Raw genomic sequence first — 15,032 nt, 5'->3', positions numbered from 1 at the left:
TTATATCCATTTAACTACGGAGGCATATAAAGCAATATTCAATTTTAAGGGGGACAGAATCTGAAACTTGAGGTGGTAGGAAAATGCGGAAGAGTCAAAGAGATCGGGCCATCTCTATCGGATGACCCGACGATATTACTTATTATACAGATTTCTTTCCATAAAAGCAAGACGAATCATTCCAGAGCAGCTTTGGCCGCATCGATTTTGGCCTTTGCTTCAGAAAGCTGCACTTCGCAGGAATTCAAGGTTTCCAGGCGGTTGCGGTCTCCGAGAATGGCCGTCCAGTATTCGCCGTCCCTATATCGGAAAATAACCCACTCATATCCGTCATATTTTTCTTTGCTCTTTTGTACCACAGGATAGGTGCCCACAGGCAGATATCCCACTACATCGTTGAAGTTCGCCGTATAAAAGTATTCAGTCTGGGCACCAAATACAACCAGCTGCACGCCGTCAACCGTTTCCATATCAGGCCCGGATGTTCCATATCCATTGTAGTTTCCGGCTTTCAGGGTAGGCAAAAAATCGGTATAACTGTAATTGAGGTCGCAGGCGCCGGTAATTCCGCCCACGCTGCCGGTGGAGGAAAACTGCCACATATCATACTTGCCGGTGTACCCCGGCTGGCTGCGGTAATCGGCCAGCCAAAGCGGGTATCCGGCCAGCTGAGAAGGATTCAGATAATTGTTGATGAAATTGGTATAGCTATACCATCCGGCATACCAGTTGCGCTGGTACAGAATATCCATGGCGTATTGAACCAACCCCGTCAGCTGAGACCGTCCCAGCGCTGCCAGTTTGTTGTCCTCTACGTCCACAAAAACAGGATATTCCAGCTGTAACCCTTCCAGAACGTTCAGGAAAAGACTCAGCTCGTTTATCACACCGCTCTGGCTGGTAGCGTAGGTATAGTAATAGGCGCCGACACGTAATCCGGCGGTATGAGCACCGTTTACGTTCTGCAAAAAATAAGGGTCTACATATAAACCACTGTTGTTGCTGGAGCCCAACCGTACAATGGCAAATTGCTTCCCGGCGGCGGCAACGCTGTTCCAGTTTATGCTGCCCTGATAGCGGGATACATCTATGCCATTTTGAAAGAGTTCCATAAAAAATCCCCCTTCCTGCTTTATGATATGCAGGGAAGGGGAGAGTGGTGTTTCAGATGACAAGGCCGCCGTTCTGACCAATGACCTGTCCGGTAATGTAGCCTGCTTCCGGTGAAGCCAGGAATACCAGGGTGCGGGCAATTTCTTCAGGAGTACCAAGCCGCCCCACAGGCGTTTCTTCAGCCAGTGCCGCCCGGTCATCCTCGGAAAAAGAAGCCATCATATCGGTATCAATGACACCGGGGGCCACGCAGTTGACGGTGATGCCGGAAGGCCCTTCTTCTTTGGCCAGCGCGCGGCACAAACCGATAACACCGGCCTTGGCGGCAGAGTAATGGACTTCACAGCTGCCGCCGGTCTGGCCCCACATGCTGCTGATGCACAGGATGCGTCCGTATTTTTGATGGATCATCCCAGGCAGAACCGCGCGGCATGCGTAGAAGACGCCGTCCAGGTCCACGCTCATCATCCGCCGCCAGTCCTCATCGGTTAGGTCGGTAAAAAGTTTTTGCTGCGCGATGCCCGCATTGCACACAAGGACCTGAGGCCCGCCAAGGACCCGTGCGGTTTGCTCCACAGCGCTCCGGACGGCCTGAGAATCAGCAGCGTCGGCCATGATGGCAAGACACGGAGCATCCGGTACTGCCTCACGCACCATGTCGACCACATGGCGGGCGGCATCCGGGTGCTGATGCCAGGTAAAAGCGACTCTGTATCCGGCTTTTGCAAAGGCCAGTACGGCCGCGGCGCCAATACCGCGGCTGCCGCCGGTAATCAGGACGGTCTGCTGGTTAAGATGGGGTTTCATCCATGGGCTCCTTTTGTTTTTTCATGGCTTTTGCGGCCAAACGCTTTTGCCGCAGAGAGGCAAAAAATTGCTGCAGCAATTGTTGTGATTCGGCTTCCATCAGGCCGTGCTCAATCACAGGGTGGTGGTTGAATGGAAGGGAAAACAGGTCGGTAAGCGAACCGCAGCAACCGGCCTTTGGATCGGATGCTGCATATACAATGCGGCGCAGGCGGCTGTTGATGATGGCGCCGCTGCACATGGGGCAGGGTTCCAGGGTGACGAACAGTTCGCACTGCCACAAGCGCCAGCCGCCCAATACCTGGCAGGCCTGATCGATGGCCATCAGCTCGGCATGATACAGGGCGTTCTTGCCGGTTTCCCGCAGATTGTGGGCTTTGGCAACGATCTCACCGTCTTTGGCGATAACGGCTCCCACAGGAACTTCACCGGCTTCAAAGGCAAGTTGCGCCTCTTCCAGGGCGGCTTGCATCAATTCCTGATCTGTCATAGTTGCATCACCCGACCTGATTCAGATATACACTGTAAAATGCGAGGAAAAGCACAGCCACTGTATAGGCCGGACTGGAAAACACGTCCCAGGCATCCACACCAGGCCGCAGTCCGGCGGAAAAGCGGAAGCCCTGCCGCATCGCGTGCCAGATCAGCCACAAAGCCACCGGAGGGAAAAAGAGGAGAACAAACAGTTCGGCACACAGAGCGGTGGAATCGGCCGCGTACAGCTGCAGATAAGCCACCACAAAAGCCAGAGTATTGTTAACGAAATGCAGCAGCATACCGGGCAGTATGCTGCCGGTGCGTTCTGTCAGCCAGCCCAGAAAGACACCGCACACGAAAGCTGTGATGCCCTGTGCCAGATCCATGTGCAGCAAAGCAAAAAGCAGCGCCGGGGCAAAGATGGCAGCGGCACTTCCGCAGGGACGCATAAGTCCCTGCAAGGCACCGCGGAAAAACAGCTCTTCCAGAATGGCAGGAATCACGCACAGCCCCAGAAAGTTAACAACCAGAGCACTGCCGCCCGCGGGCAGGGAAGTGGCGCTCCCCTCTGTGCCAAGCAGGTGACCCAGCAGGCCGCCAAACAGATTGGCGGCATTGGCAACACCCAAAAATACCGGTAAACAGAAAGCAGGACTCCATGGAGCGGGGATCAATATACGCAGATCGTCTGCGCGCAGACGCGTCAGGCGCAAAAGTAAAAACACGGGCAGCAAAATCCCGCCGATGGCCACCACCATAGAAAGAATCCCGGCTTCCGTCTGGGAGAAGCCGGTGGGGCTGGTCAGTGTTGCCCCCGGTACACGCAGGCTCATGAAAAGGGAAACCAAAGCTTCCAGAAAAGAGCGTATGGCCAGATATCCAACAGCGGCGAGAGCGCACCAGGAGGCAGCTCCTTTTACGCCGCGGGTTTTAGCGAATTTCTGCAAAATAAACTTCCTCGTTTCACGCAGGGAACCGTAATGCCCCGCAGATTTATATTCGTTTTATTATATAAAGTTAGTGTACCACAAGGCCAACTTTCCTACAAGCGGCACTTCCGCACAATAAAAAACAGCCTCATCGGTTGTGCGGACCGAAGAGGCTATTAAGAGGAAGGAAAATGAATCGTGTCAGTCACGGGTGTGTGCGGCACCCTTGACTTTCTCAACTAATCATAGTACAGTATGCGTGATAAGTAAAATTCATTTTTTTCACATGAAACCTGAAAAACGCTCAACACAAGGAGAACGCGGTATGACGCTGCTCAGCTGTCTGATTTTTTCCACCATTGCCCAGGAAGGGTCCTTTGCCCGCGCAGCGGAGCAGCTGCACCTGACGCCTTCCGCCATCAGCCATGCGGTGGCTGGCATGGAATCGGAATGCGGATTCCCGCTGTTCACCCGCACCAAAAGTGGCGTGACTATGACGGCTGCAGCCGAAAGTCTGATGCCGGCCGTGCGGCGGGTACTGGCCAGCAGCGAATCGTTGGACCAGTCTATAGCCCAGGTCAATGGGCTCCACAAAGGAGTCCTGCGTGTAGGGGTATTCAACAGCGCTTGTGTGGTATGGATGCCGCGCCTGGTTCCGGACTTCGAGAAGGACTATCCCGGAATCAAAGTGGAAGTCTACCAGGGCAGCTATGCTGACATTGCGGTCTGGCTGAAGAATGGAACGGCGGAACTGGGGTTCCTTTCGGATTCCTGTTCCCAGGATCTGGACTTTCAGCCATTGTATACTGATCCGCTTGTCTGCATTGCGCCGCCAGACTTTGTTACAAAGCGTCCCGGGCGTGTCAGTGCCGATGAACTGAGAAACGTACCTTTCGTCAGCCAGCGTGCTGACACGGACGCGGATATTCAGAATTATCTGAAACGGAACGATCTGCGCGTACATACCGCCTGCTATGTGATCGACGATGAGTCCATGGTGGGGATGGTGGCTTGCGGGCAGGGGGTGGCTATCATGCCGCAGCTGCTTTTGACCAGACCCAGCAAGGAAACAGGCGTGCAGGTGCTGGCGTTGGAACCGGCGGCCGGACGCAGCATCGGTCTGGCATGTCTGGACAAAAACGGGCTGTCGCCCGCCGCCCGGGAATTTGCACGGCGGGTGCGCGCTTTTGCCGGAACACTTTGAAAAAAGGCGATGGAGATCCCTTGACAAAATGCAAGGACTTTGGTATACTTTTATGGCAATCGTTTGAAAGGCTGCTCCGTTCGCACAGGATGGCGTATGCTGGTAGCCGATAAGTCAAGATTGTGATGAGCACATATATTAAGTATGGCTCCCTTTAGTCATGATCGAGAAAGAGGTGAATCGCAATGAAGGAAGGCATCCATCCGAAGTATGTGGATTGCACCATCACCTGCGCCTGCGGCAACGTTATCCAGACTCGTTCTACCCGTCCGGAGATCCGCGTCGAAGTCTGCAGCAAGTGCCATCCCTTCTACACCGGCAAGCAGAAGCTGGTTGATACCGGCGGACGCGTCGAGCGCTTCAAGCGCCGTTACGCCAAGGTTGGCAAGTAATCATGTTTTGTTTTACCCCAGATGGCAACATCTGGGGTATTTTTTGCTTGTAAGCAGGAACAAGAAGGAGCGCATCCATGCCTGATTATCAGACGATCCGCGGTATTGCCCGCTATGAATATGAGGAAAAACGCAGTCGGTTCATCGGCGCCGCTTCCTTTGCAGATACGGAGGAAGCTGCCCTGGCATTTCTGGAATCGGTGCGTGCCGGAAACCGGACTGCCCGTCATAATGTGTACGCCTATGTGCTGCAAAATGGCCGGATGCGGTATTCTGACGACGGGGAACCTGCCAAAACAGCGGGAACACCGGTGCTTGAATGCATTCAGCATGCAGGGATATCCGACGTGATTGTGGTGGTCACCCGGTATTTTGGCGGGATCCTGCTGGGAACGGGCGGGCTGGTGCGTGCTTATACGGCGGCGGCGTCGGGGGCTTTGCAAGCTGCAGAAAAAGTGAGCATGCGCAGCGTGGTGGACTGTGAACTGCGCGTTCCGTATCCGCTGTTTGAAACCGCCCGCCGCATGATCGAACAGGCCGACACCAGATCGGAAGAACCGGTCTTTGACGATGCCGTCACCCTGAGATGGCGTATGCCGGCAGGTGAGGAAGCGTCTCTGTGCGCGGCGCTTCGTGAATTGACCAGGGGGTCCGCGGAACCTGTGGTGGGGCCTGCACACTATGACGCTTACTGAAAAATCAGTCTTTCCTCACAAAAAACACGGAAAATTCACAGATTCAAGAAGCGTTTGGAACTTTTTTATCGTATTTATATTATAGAAAGCAATATTGGCGGCCAATCTGCCGTAAGCGAGGCGAAAAAAGGGGGACGTGACATGACTGTGCGTGAACAGACGCAGACCATCGAGCGATTGACGCTCAGCCGGTATGCGACGCTGAGTGAGAATTCCCGCGGTCGTACCCGACCTGAACCGGAGGACCCCTTGCGCCCGTGCTACCAGCGGGACAGGGACCGCATTCTGCATTGCAAGGCGTTCCGTCGCCTGAAGCAGAAAACGCAGGTCTTTCTTTCCCCGGAAGGCGATCATTACCGTACCCGCCTGACCCACACGCTGGAGGTCAGCCAGATCGCCCGGACCATTGCCCGGGCACTGCGCTTGAATGAAGACCTGACAGAAGCAATTGCACTTGGGCATGATCTGGGACATACACCCTTTGGTCATGCAGGAGAGCGGGCTCTCAACCGTCTGTGCCCGGGGGGATTCACCCATTACCAGCAAAGCCTGCGGGTGGTGGAATACCTGGAAAAGGACGGGAAAGGCCTGAACCTGACCTGGGAGGTGCGCAACGGTATCGTTACCCACACCACCGGAGAGTGGGCCCGCACCCTGGAAGGCTGTACTGTGCGCTATGCGGATCACATTGCCTTTCTCAACCATGACATTGAGGATGCGATAACTGCCGGTGTGCTTTCCAACTCGGCCCTGCCGCCGGATGCGGTGCGGATTTTGGGCAGCACCAAAAGCCAGCGCATCACCACTATGATCACCGATCTGGTGGAGAACAGTTCGGCGGGGGAAATGCATTTTTCGCCGGACGTGGAGGATGCTTACCATCTGCTGAAGGACTTTATGTATTCTACTGTCTATGTGGACAAGCAGGCCAAGAGGGAAGAGAAAAAGGTGGACAAAGTGGTGGAAGAGCTTTACGCCCGACTCTGTGACAATCCTTCCCTCATGCCAAATTTTTATATGCAGATCGCCTATAAAGAAGGGATAGACCGTGCGGTGGTGGATTATATTTCCGGCATGAGTGACCATTTTGCCATCCGCCTGTTTGAGGACTTGTTTGTCCCCCAAAAATGGCAGGTGCTGTAAGCCATTCTTTGATTATGAAAAATAAGGAGGTGTGTTCACGATGATTCCGCAGGAATATGTACAGGAAGTTGCTCGGCGCAATGATATCGAGGAGCTGATCGGTCAGTATGTGCAGCTGCGCCGTCGTGGGCGTACCCTGACGGGATTGTGTCCTTTTCATAATGAAAAGACACCTTCCTTTACCGTGTATCCTGATACACAGAGCTTCTATTGCTTTGGCTGCGGAGCGGCCGGCGATGCCATCACCTTTGTGCGCAAGATCAACAATCTGGGGTATGTGGAGGCGGTCAAGCAGCTGGCGGCCCGTGCCGGTATGCCCATGCCGGAAGAAGACGACAAAGAGAGCCGCCGGCGCAGCCGCATGCTGGAAATGAATCGCTGCGCCGCCCGCTATTTTTATGAGCAGCTCAACGCCAGAACGCCCCAGGCCGAGGAAGCCCGCCGCTACTGGCGGGAAAAGCGGGGTCTGTCCGATGGGGCCATCCGCCGCTTTGGCCTTGGGTACGCACCGGACGAGTTTGGCGGCCTTCTGCACTATCTGCGCCGCCGCGGCTTTTCCGAATCCGAAATTGAGGAGGGCGGTCTGGCAAAGCGCAGCGCCAAAGGAAACCTGTACGATTTGTTCCGCCACCGGGTCATGGTTCCCATTATTGATGTGCGGGGCAACATCATTGCTTTTGGCGGCCGCGTAATGGACGATTCCAAGCCCAAATACATCAACAGCCCCGAAACGCTGGTCTACAAAAAGTCCCGTACGCTCTTTGCCCTGAATCTGGCCAAAAAGTCCGCCTCCAAGCGGTTTATCCTGTGCGAAGGATACATGGACGTGATCAGCATGCATGAGGCCGGATTTGATACGGCCGTGTGCGCCTGCGGTACCGCCCTGACGCCCGAACAGGTGAAGCTGCTCAGCGAGTATGCGGAAGAGGCGGTGCTCAGCTATGACTCGGACGAAGCGGGGCAGAAGGCCACGGCCCGCAGTTTGGCTTTGTTTGCCAACACACCGGTCAAGGTGTCGGTGTTGTCCATTCCCGGGGCCAAGGACCCGGATGAGTTTATCCGGCATTACGGCAAGGACCGCTTTGAAATGATTCTGAACGGTGCTGCCAACCCCACGGAGTTTCGGCTGGCCAAGAGCAAAACGAAATACGATCTGCGTACGGATGATGGCCGTCTGGAATATATCCGGGAAGCCATCGACATACTGGCATCGGGAAGTGTCTCACCCACGGCCCGGGATGTGTATGCCGGACGCATTGCGGGGGAGACCGGTGTTGCCAAACAGGCGATTCTCTCCCAGATGGAGGGGGCCATCAAAGGCGCGGCCCGCCGTGCCCGCCGCAAGGAGCAGCAAGACATGGCTGCCCAGGGATATGGGGCCGATATCCGGGTCCCTTATGACCGCGGCGGTCAGGAAGCCATGGGGGCCGCAGCTGCGGCCCGTCAGCTGGTAGCGGCCATGCTCCAGGACCCGGACCAGATCCCCTATGTGCGCAGCAACCTGAATCTGGACGAGGTTCCTGAACCCGAAATCCAGGCAGCTGCCCGCGCCATCTATGACTGTGCCGACAAGGGCATTCCCGTAAACGCGACCTCTCTGGCCTCCTGCCTGGAAGAAAAGGCTTATTCTCTGGTTATGAAGGTGCAGGCGCAAAACAGTATCCAGCGGCTTACCCGCAAAGATATTGACATGTTCTTGGAGAGGCTGCGGCATGCAGTGCCCAAAAGCAAGCAGGCGGCCCAGACCAGCGATGAGGATTTCCGCAAGCTGTTTGCTTCCATCACCCAGGAAAAAGTCCACGACCCGCCAACCGGTGCACCGTGAAGTGTGCCTGCGGCAGAGGGCTTTTGAATAAATCCCGTTCCTTGACGGGCAGAAAACAGGCCGTGCCGGCTATGGCACGGTCCGGTAAAAAGGAGATTTACTTATGGCAGAAAAGAAAGATCCCATCCGCGCATTGATCGAACAGGGCCGCCGTGCCGGCAAGCTGACCAACAGCGAGATCGGGGATGCGATGGAGGAAAGCGGTCACGGTCTGGACGTGGAACAGATGGAGAAGCTCTATGAAGAGCTGGAAAGCCACGGCATTGAGGTTGTGGACGACGATCCCGTTGCCGACGGTGCCGATTCGTCTCTGACCGAAGATAACGTGGATGATTTTGAGGATGCCCTGGCCACAGAGGGCGTTGCCATCGATGACCCTGTGAAGGTTTATCTGAAAGAGATCGGCCGCGTGCCGCTGCTGACTCCCGAAGAGGAGGTCAATCTGGCCCTGGCCATCCAGAATGGTGGCAAGGAAGGGGAGCGTGCCAAGCAGCGTCTGAGCGAGGCCAACCTGCGTCTGGTCGTTTCTATCGCCAAGCGCTATGTGGGGCGCGGCATGCAGTTCCTGGATCTGATCCAGGAAGGAAACCTGGGCCTGATCAAGGCGGTGGAAAAATTCGACCACACCAAGGGCTTCAAGTTCTCCACCTATGCGACCTGGTGGATCCGTCAGGCCATCACCCGCGCAATTGCGGATCAGGCCCGGACCATTCGCATTCCGGTGCATATGGTAGAAACCATCAACAAGGTCAAGAAGGTCTCCAGCCAGCTGCTGCATGAGAACGGCCATGAGCCCAGCGCGGAAGAAATCGCCGAGCGCCTGGATATGCCGGTGGACAAGGTCCGGGAAATCATGCGTGTGGCGCAGGAGCCCGTCAGCCTGGAAACGCCCATTGGCGAAGAGGAGGACAGCCATCTGGGAGATTTCATCCCCGATGATGATGCTCCGGTGCCGGCGGAAGCTGCCAGCCAGACTCTGCTGAAGGAACAGCTGGCGGATGTGCTCAAGACCCTGACTCCCCGGGAGGAAAAGGTCCTGCGTCTGCGCTTTGGCCTGGAAGACGGCCGCCCCCGTACCCTGGAAGAAGTGGGCAAGGAGTTCAACGTCACCCGTGAACGTATCCGCCAGATTGAAGCCAAGGCGCTGCGCAAGCTGCGCCATCCCAGCCGCAGCAAGAAACTGCGTGATTTCCTGGATTGATTGGATTGTTTTTCCCAAGTCCGTAGGCTGTCCGGCCTGCGGGCTTTTTTGTTTGCCGATTCCAAATGTCAAGAGCCAGGATACACAAATCCGATATTGCACCAATAGTCAAAATGACGGGGAAGCAGGGGAGAGAATATTTGTCAAGCAGCAAAACAGTGTGGAAAAACAGCAAATTGACGAAATTGATAACACTGGCCCGGGCGTTCGATGCAATGAAGTGATTTGTCGTCATATTGTAAAAAACACGAAGGAACGGCCACAATTTCCAGAAAATGCTTGACAAACTCATCGGTATCTTATATACTGATTCAGTATCACAAAAATGGAATAGAGCGCCCTGAAGGAACCGCGCGGTTCGGGTCTAAACAAAAACTTTGTTAAAAATGACGAAGATGGCCCACAAGCGAGCCCTTTGTGTGGTCAGCTTTGTCTAATTCAACGGAATAGGAGTGGTCGCATTTTATGGTAAAGGTCAAGCCCGTACACAATGGCCGCACGACCAGAATGAGCTTTTCCCGCATCAATGAAGTGATCGGGATGCCCAATCTGATCGAAATCCAGAAAAACTCGTACAACTGGTTCCTGGAAGAGGGCCTGCACGAGGTCTTCCATGACATTGCCGCCATTGAGGATTATACCGGCAACCTGGTCCTGGAATTCATCGATTACCGTCTGGACAAGCACCCCAAATATACTATTAAGGAATGCAAGGAGCGCGATGCCACTTACGCCGCGCCCCTGTATGTCACTGCCCGTCTGATCAACAAGCAGACTGGCGAAGTGCAGGACCAGGAGATCTTCATGGGCGATTTCCCGCTCATGACCGACTCCGGCACCTTCATCTCCAACGGCGCCGAGCGTGTCATTGTTTCTCAGCTCGTCCGTTCCCCCGGTGTGTTCTATTCCTCCACCAAAGACCGTGCCGGCAAGGACCTGTTCACCGCGACCATGAACCCCAACCGCGGCGCCTGGCTGGAATATGAGACCGATTCCTCCGACGTGTTCTACGTCCGCATCGACAAGAACCGCAAGCTGCCCATCACCACCTTCCTGCGTGCTCTGGGCCTGGGCAGTGATGACCAGATCCGTCAGTTCTTCGGCGAGAGTGAGCCCAAGATTGTGGCCACTCTGGAAAAGGATACCACCCACAACACCGAAGACGGTCTGCTGGAATGCTACCGCAAGCTGCGTCCCGGCGAACCCCCGACGGTGGAGAACTCCCGCAGCCACATCAATGCGCTGTTCTTTGATCCTCGCCGCTATGATCTGGCGCGGTTCGGCCGCTTCAAGATGAACAAGAAGCTGGCTCTGGCCCGCCGTATTGCCGGCTACCGTGCTGCCGAGGACATCGTTGCCCCCCTGACCGGCGAACTGCTGGCCGCCAAGGGCGAGAAGATCTCCAACGAGAAGGCCGCTGAGATCGATGCCGCCGGCGTTACCCGCGTCACCGTCTGGGTGGAGCGCAAGAACGAAGATCCCGTGCCGGTCATCGTCATCTCCAACGGCTGTGTGGATGCCCAGCCCTTCTTCAGCTTCAATGTGGAAGAGTGCGGCATCAACGAGCGCGCTTCCTTTGCCGAGATCCGCAAGATCCTGGATGCTACTTCCGATCCCGAGGAGCAGAAGGAACTGCTGCGCCGCAACCATGATGTGCTGATCAGCCGTACCGTCACCGTGGACGACATCTTCGCTTCGGTCAGCTACCTGATCGGCCTGGATCACGGCATCGGCACCACTGACGAGATCGACCACCTGGGCAACCGCCGCGTGCGCAGCGTGGGCGAGCTGCTGCAGAACCAGTTCCGTATCGGCTTTGCTCGTATGGAGCGTGTTGTGCGTGAGCGCATGACCCTGCAGAATCAGGAGTCTGCCGAAAAGATCACCCCGCAGAGCCTGGTCAACATCCGCCCTGTGGTTTCCGCTATCCGTGAGTTCATCGGCTCCAGCCCGCTGTCTCAGTTCATGGACCAGAACAACCCTCTGGCCGAACTGACCCACAAGCGTCGTCTGTCCGCTCTGGGCCCCGGCGGTCTGTCCCGTGACCGCGCAGGCTTCGAAGTCCGCGACGTTCATTACACGCACTACGGCCGTCTGTGCCCCATTGAGACCCCCGAAGGTTCCAACATCGGTCTGATCTCCTATCTGGCATCTTTTGCCAAGATCAACAAGTATGGCTTTATCGAAGCCCCCTACCGCAAGGTGGACAAGGGCACCGGCCATGTGACCGACGAAGTGGTTTATATGCCTGCTGACGTGGAAGACGAGTACATCGTCGCCCAGGCCAACGAAAAGCTGGATGAGAACGGCTGCTTTGTCCGTTCCCGCGTTTCCTGCCGTCACCGCAACGACATCCAGGAATTCCCCCGCGAACTGGTCGACTTCATGGATGTTTCTCCCCGGATGATGGTTTCTGTCGCTACCGCCTCCATTCCCTTCCTGGAAAACGATGACTGTAACCGTGCTCTGATGGGCTCCAACATGCAGCGTCAGGCGGTGCCTCTGATGGTCACCCAGCAGCCCATCGTCGCCACCGGTATGGAATACAAGGCTGCCACCGACTCCGGCGTCTGCGTTCTGGCTGCCCATGCGGGCACCGTTGAGTCCGTGGATGCCGACAAGATCGTGGTCCGCTGTGACGACGGCACCACCGACACCTATGAACTCATCAAGTTCATGCGCTCCAACCAGGGCACCTGCGTCAACCAGCGTCCCATTGTGGAACTGGGCGACCACATTGAGGCCGGCGAAGTCATTGCCGACGGCCCCGCCACCAAGAACGGCGAAATCAGCCTGGGCAAGAACGCCCTGGTCGGCTTCATGACCTGGGAAGGCTACAACTACGAGGACGCCGTCCTGCTGAACGAAAAGCTGGTTCGCGAGGACGTGTACACCTCCATCCATATCGAAGAATATGAATCCGAAGCCCGTGAGACCAAGCTCGGACCCGAAGAGATCACCCGTGATATCCCCAACGTGGGCGACGACTCCCTGAAGGATCTGGACGAGCGCGGCATCATCCGCATCGGCGCCGAGGTCAAGACCGGCGACATTCTGGTCGGCAAGGTCACTCCCAAGGGCGAGACCGAGCTGACCGCTGAAGAGCGCCTGCTGCGCGCCATCTTCGGCGAGAAGGCCCGCGAAGTCCGCGACACCTCTCTGCGCGTGCCCCATGGTGAGTATGGCATCGTCGTGGATGTCAAGGTCTTCACCCCCGAAAACAGCGACGAGCTGCAGCCCGGTGTGCGTCAGTGCGTGCGCTGCTACATCGCCCAGAAGCGCAAGATCAGCGTGGGCGACAAGATGGCCGGCCGTCACGGCAACAAGGGCGTTGTGTCCCGCATCCTGCCGCAGGAGGATATGCCTTTCCTGCCCGACGGTACCCCGCTGGACATCGTGCTGAACCCCCTGGGCGTTCCGTCCCGTATGAACATCGGTCAGGTGCTGGAAGTCAACCTGGGCTATGTGGCCAAGGCTCTTGGCTGGAAGGTGCAGACCCCCGTCTTCGACGGCGCCCACGAGAGCGATCTGCGCGACTGCTTCGCCGAAGCCCGTGAAAAGTGGCACGGCGAGAACGCGCCCGAGTATCCCACCAAGCTGGACCGTCTGATGGGCACCAAGGGCCACATCATCGACTTCAGCAAGATCGACCTGACCGACGACGGCAAGACCACCGTTTACGATGGCCGTACCGGTGAAAAGTTCCCCTCCAAGGTCACTGTCGGTTATATGTACTACCTCAAGCTGCATCACCTGGTCGACGATAAGATCCATGCCCGTTCCACCGGTCCCTACAGCCTGGTTACCCAGCAGCCTCTGGGCGGCAAGGCTCAGTTCGGTGGCCAGCGTTTTGGCGAAATGGAAGTCTGGGCTCTGGAAGCGTACGGTGCCGCTTACACCCTGCAGGAAATCCTGACCGTCAAGTCCGACGACGTGGTGGGCCGTGTCAAGACCTACGAAGCCATCGTCAAGGGCGAGGACGTGCCGAAGCCCGGCATCCCCGAAAGCTTCCGCGTTATGCTCAAGGAGCTGCAGAGCCTGGGCCTGAACATTGTTGTGCAGGACGTTGACGGCAACGAAGTTGACATCCGTCAGGAATACGACGATGATGAGACCGGCTTCGAAAACGGTGATCTGGGCGAGAATGTTCTGCTGGAAAGCGAATTGCAGGACGACTACAGCGTGAAGGACGCTGACGAAGGCTTTGACAATGACCTGGACGAAGACCAGGAACCCAATGCCGAGGACCTGGCCAGCATCGAGAGCGAAGATCTGTTTGACGGCGAATGATGCCGCAGCTGTGTCCTGACCGCCTGCCACACCTGAGTGAATGAGAGGGTTCGCTGAATGGAAAATAAAGAGTTCGATTCTATTAAGATCGGCCTTGCGTCTCCGGATCAGATCCGTGCCTGGAGCTACGGCGAGGTCAAAAAACCTGAAACCATCAACTACCGCACCCTGAAGCCGGAGCGCGACGGCTTGTTCTGCGAGCGCATTTTTGGACCTACCAAGGACTGGGAATGCCACTGCGGCAAATATAAGCGCATCCGCTACAAGGGCAAGATCTGCGACAAGTGCGGCGTCGAAGTGACCCGCGCCAAGGTCCGCCGCGAGCGTATGGGCCATATTGAACTGGCTGCGCCCGTTTCCCACATCTGGTATTTCAAGGGCATCCCCAGCCGCATCGGCCTGATGCTGGACATCGGTCCCCGCCAGCTGGACAAGGTCCTGTACTTCGCCAACTACATCGTGACCGATCCCGGCTTTACGCCGCTGGAGAAGAAGCAGCTGCTGACCGAGCGCGAGTACAAGGAAATGCGCGAAAAGTACGAGGATACCTTTGAGGCCGGCATGGGCGCCGAGGCCATCCAGAAGCTGCTGGCCGAGATCGACCTGGACAAACTGTCCAACGAGCTGCATGAGGAACTGGAAAAGGCCAACGGCCAGAAGCGTGTGCGCCTGCTCAAGCGTCTGGAGTGTGTGGATGCCTTCCGTCTGTCCGGCCAGCGTCCGGAATGGATGATCCTCAACGTGGTGCCGGTAATCCCGCCGGATATCCGCCCCATGGTTCAGCTGGACGGCGGCCGTTTCGCCACCTCCGACCTGAACGATCTGTATCGCCGGGTCATCAACCGTAACAACCGTCTGAAGCGTCTGCTGGAGCTGGGTGCTCCCGACATCATCGTGCGCAACGAAAAGCGCATGCTGCAGGAAGCGGTGGACGCCCTGATCGATAACGGCCGCCG

The 15,032-nt window shown here is 56.5% G+C and carries 12 protein-coding genes and 1 pseudogene; 9 read left to right on the top strand and 4 right to left on the bottom strand.

The window, feature by feature from the left end; genetic code table 11:
* Positions 1-176: 176 nt before the first annotated feature.
* From Q0K17_RS07345 to Q0K17_RS07330, 4 genes are read right to left on the bottom strand one after another with little or no spacing between them, the layout of a single operon-like run.
* The gene (locus Q0K17_RS07345) at positions 177-1,112 is read right to left on the bottom strand and encodes a glycoside hydrolase family 25 protein (RefSeq protein ID WP_294541550.1); all 936 of its coding nucleotides are present in this window, start codon (positions 1,110-1,112) and stop codon (positions 177-179) included.
* Between the two features lie 52 nt (positions 1,113-1,164).
* Positions 1,165-1,920 carry a 3-oxoacyl-ACP reductase FabG gene (fabG, locus tag Q0K17_RS07340; RefSeq protein ID WP_294541548.1) on the bottom strand — a complete coding sequence of 252 codons (756 nt, stop codon included), beginning with the start codon at positions 1,918-1,920 and terminating at the stop codon, positions 1,165-1,167.
* On the bottom strand, positions 1,904-2,410 hold the full coding sequence (locus Q0K17_RS07335) for a nucleoside deaminase (protein WP_294541546.1): 507 nt from the start codon (positions 2,408-2,410) through the stop codon (positions 1,904-1,906). The genes fabG and Q0K17_RS07335 overlap by 17 nt, the downstream gene beginning before the upstream one ends.
* A 7-nt stretch (positions 2,411-2,417) precedes the next feature.
* Positions 2,418-3,230, bottom strand: a complete 813-nt coding sequence (locus Q0K17_RS07330; protein ID WP_294541544.1) for a CPBP family intramembrane glutamic endopeptidase — start codon at positions 3,228-3,230, stop codon at positions 2,418-2,420.
* 421 nt (positions 3,231-3,651) lie between these two features.
* Here Q0K17_RS07330 and Q0K17_RS07325 point away from each other — a divergent pair, with 421 nt between their 5' ends.
* From Q0K17_RS07325 to Q0K17_RS07285, 9 genes and pseudogenes are all read left to right on the top strand, one after another.
* On the top strand, positions 3,652-4,530 hold the full coding sequence (locus Q0K17_RS07325; protein WP_294541542.1) for a LysR family transcriptional regulator: 879 nt from the start codon (positions 3,652-3,654) through the stop codon (positions 4,528-4,530).
* A gap of 185 nt (positions 4,531-4,715) precedes the next feature.
* On the top strand, positions 4,716-4,922 hold the full coding sequence (gene rpmE, locus Q0K17_RS07320) for a 50S ribosomal protein L31 (protein ID WP_294541540.1): 207 nt from the start codon (positions 4,716-4,718) through the stop codon (positions 4,920-4,922).
* Between the two features lie 77 nt (positions 4,923-4,999).
* Complete coding sequence (locus Q0K17_RS07315; RefSeq protein ID WP_294541537.1) at positions 5,000-5,617, top strand: YigZ family protein; 618 nt, start codon at positions 5,000-5,002, stop codon at positions 5,615-5,617.
* A gap of 141 nt (positions 5,618-5,758) precedes the next feature.
* The gene (locus Q0K17_RS07310) at positions 5,759-6,760 is read left to right on the top strand and encodes a deoxyguanosinetriphosphate triphosphohydrolase (RefSeq protein WP_294541534.1); all 1,002 of its coding nucleotides are present in this window, start codon (positions 5,759-5,761) and stop codon (positions 6,758-6,760) included.
* A 40-nt stretch (positions 6,761-6,800) separates the two neighbouring features.
* A complete protein-coding gene (gene dnaG / locus Q0K17_RS07305; protein ID WP_294541531.1) occupies positions 6,801-8,585 on the top strand; it encodes a DNA primase in 1,785 nt (594 codons plus the stop codon).
* Positions 8,586-8,688: 103 nt separating this feature from the next.
* On the top strand, positions 8,689-9,786 hold the full coding sequence (gene rpoD / locus Q0K17_RS07300) for an RNA polymerase sigma factor RpoD (RefSeq protein ID WP_294541528.1): 1,098 nt from the start codon (positions 8,689-8,691) through the stop codon (positions 9,784-9,786).
* Positions 9,770-10,069 (top strand): hypothetical protein, encoded by a 300-nt coding sequence (locus tag Q0K17_RS07295; RefSeq protein ID WP_294541525.1) that lies wholly within the window; start codon positions 9,770-9,772, stop codon positions 10,067-10,069. Before rpoD ends, Q0K17_RS07295 begins: the two co-directional genes overlap by 17 nt.
* Positions 10,070-10,251: 182 nt before the next feature.
* Positions 10,252-14,076, top strand: coding sequence for a DNA-directed RNA polymerase subunit beta (rpoB, locus tag Q0K17_RS07290; protein ID WP_294541522.1), 3,825 nt, complete (start codon positions 10,252-10,254; stop codon positions 14,074-14,076).
* 57 nt (positions 14,077-14,133) lie between these two features.
* Positions 14,134-15,032 (top strand): annotated as a pseudogene (locus Q0K17_RS07285) (DNA-directed RNA polymerase subunit beta'); the annotation flags it as partial.

Origin of the sequence: uncultured Gemmiger sp., from assembly GCA_944388105.1 — a bacterium.
Taxonomy (GTDB): domain Bacteria; phylum Bacillota; class Clostridia; order Oscillospirales; family Ruminococcaceae; genus Gemmiger.
This window is presented reverse-complemented; position numbering and strand designations above follow the sequence as displayed.

What these genes read in the sequence shown, in the direction of transcription:
- rpmE (WP_294541540.1), top strand. Translation starts at nt 4,716, where the DNA reads ATGAAGGAAGGCATCCATCCGAAGTATGTGGATTGCACCATCACCTGC.
- rpoB (WP_294541522.1), top strand. Translation starts at nt 10,252, where the DNA reads ATGGTAAAGGTCAAGCCCGTACACAATGGCCGCACGACCAGAATGAGC.
- Q0K17_RS07310 (WP_294541534.1), top strand. Translation starts at nt 5,759, where the DNA reads ATGACTGTGCGTGAACAGACGCAGACCATCGAGCGATTGACGCTCAGC.
- rpoD (WP_294541528.1), top strand. Translation starts at nt 8,689, where the DNA reads ATGGCAGAAAAGAAAGATCCCATCCGCGCATTGATCGAACAGGGCCGC.
- Q0K17_RS07345 (WP_294541550.1), bottom strand. Translation starts at nt 1,112, where the DNA reads ATGGAACTCTTTCAAAATGGCATAGATGTATCCCGCTATCAGGGCAGC.
- Q0K17_RS07325 (WP_294541542.1), top strand. Translation starts at nt 3,652, where the DNA reads ATGACGCTGCTCAGCTGTCTGATTTTTTCCACCATTGCCCAGGAAGGG.
- Q0K17_RS07330 (WP_294541544.1), bottom strand. Translation starts at nt 3,230, where the DNA reads ATGAGCCTGCGTGTACCGGGGGCAACACTGACCAGCCCCACCGGCTTC.
- Q0K17_RS07335 (WP_294541546.1), bottom strand. Translation starts at nt 2,410, where the DNA reads ATGACAGATCAGGAATTGATGCAAGCCGCCCTGGAAGAGGCGCAACTT.
- dnaG (WP_294541531.1), top strand. Translation starts at nt 6,801, where the DNA reads ATGATTCCGCAGGAATATGTACAGGAAGTTGCTCGGCGCAATGATATC.
- fabG (WP_294541548.1), bottom strand. Translation starts at nt 1,920, where the DNA reads ATGAAACCCCATCTTAACCAGCAGACCGTCCTGATTACCGGCGGCAGC.
- Q0K17_RS07315 (WP_294541537.1), top strand. Translation starts at nt 5,000, where the DNA reads ATGCCTGATTATCAGACGATCCGCGGTATTGCCCGCTATGAATATGAG.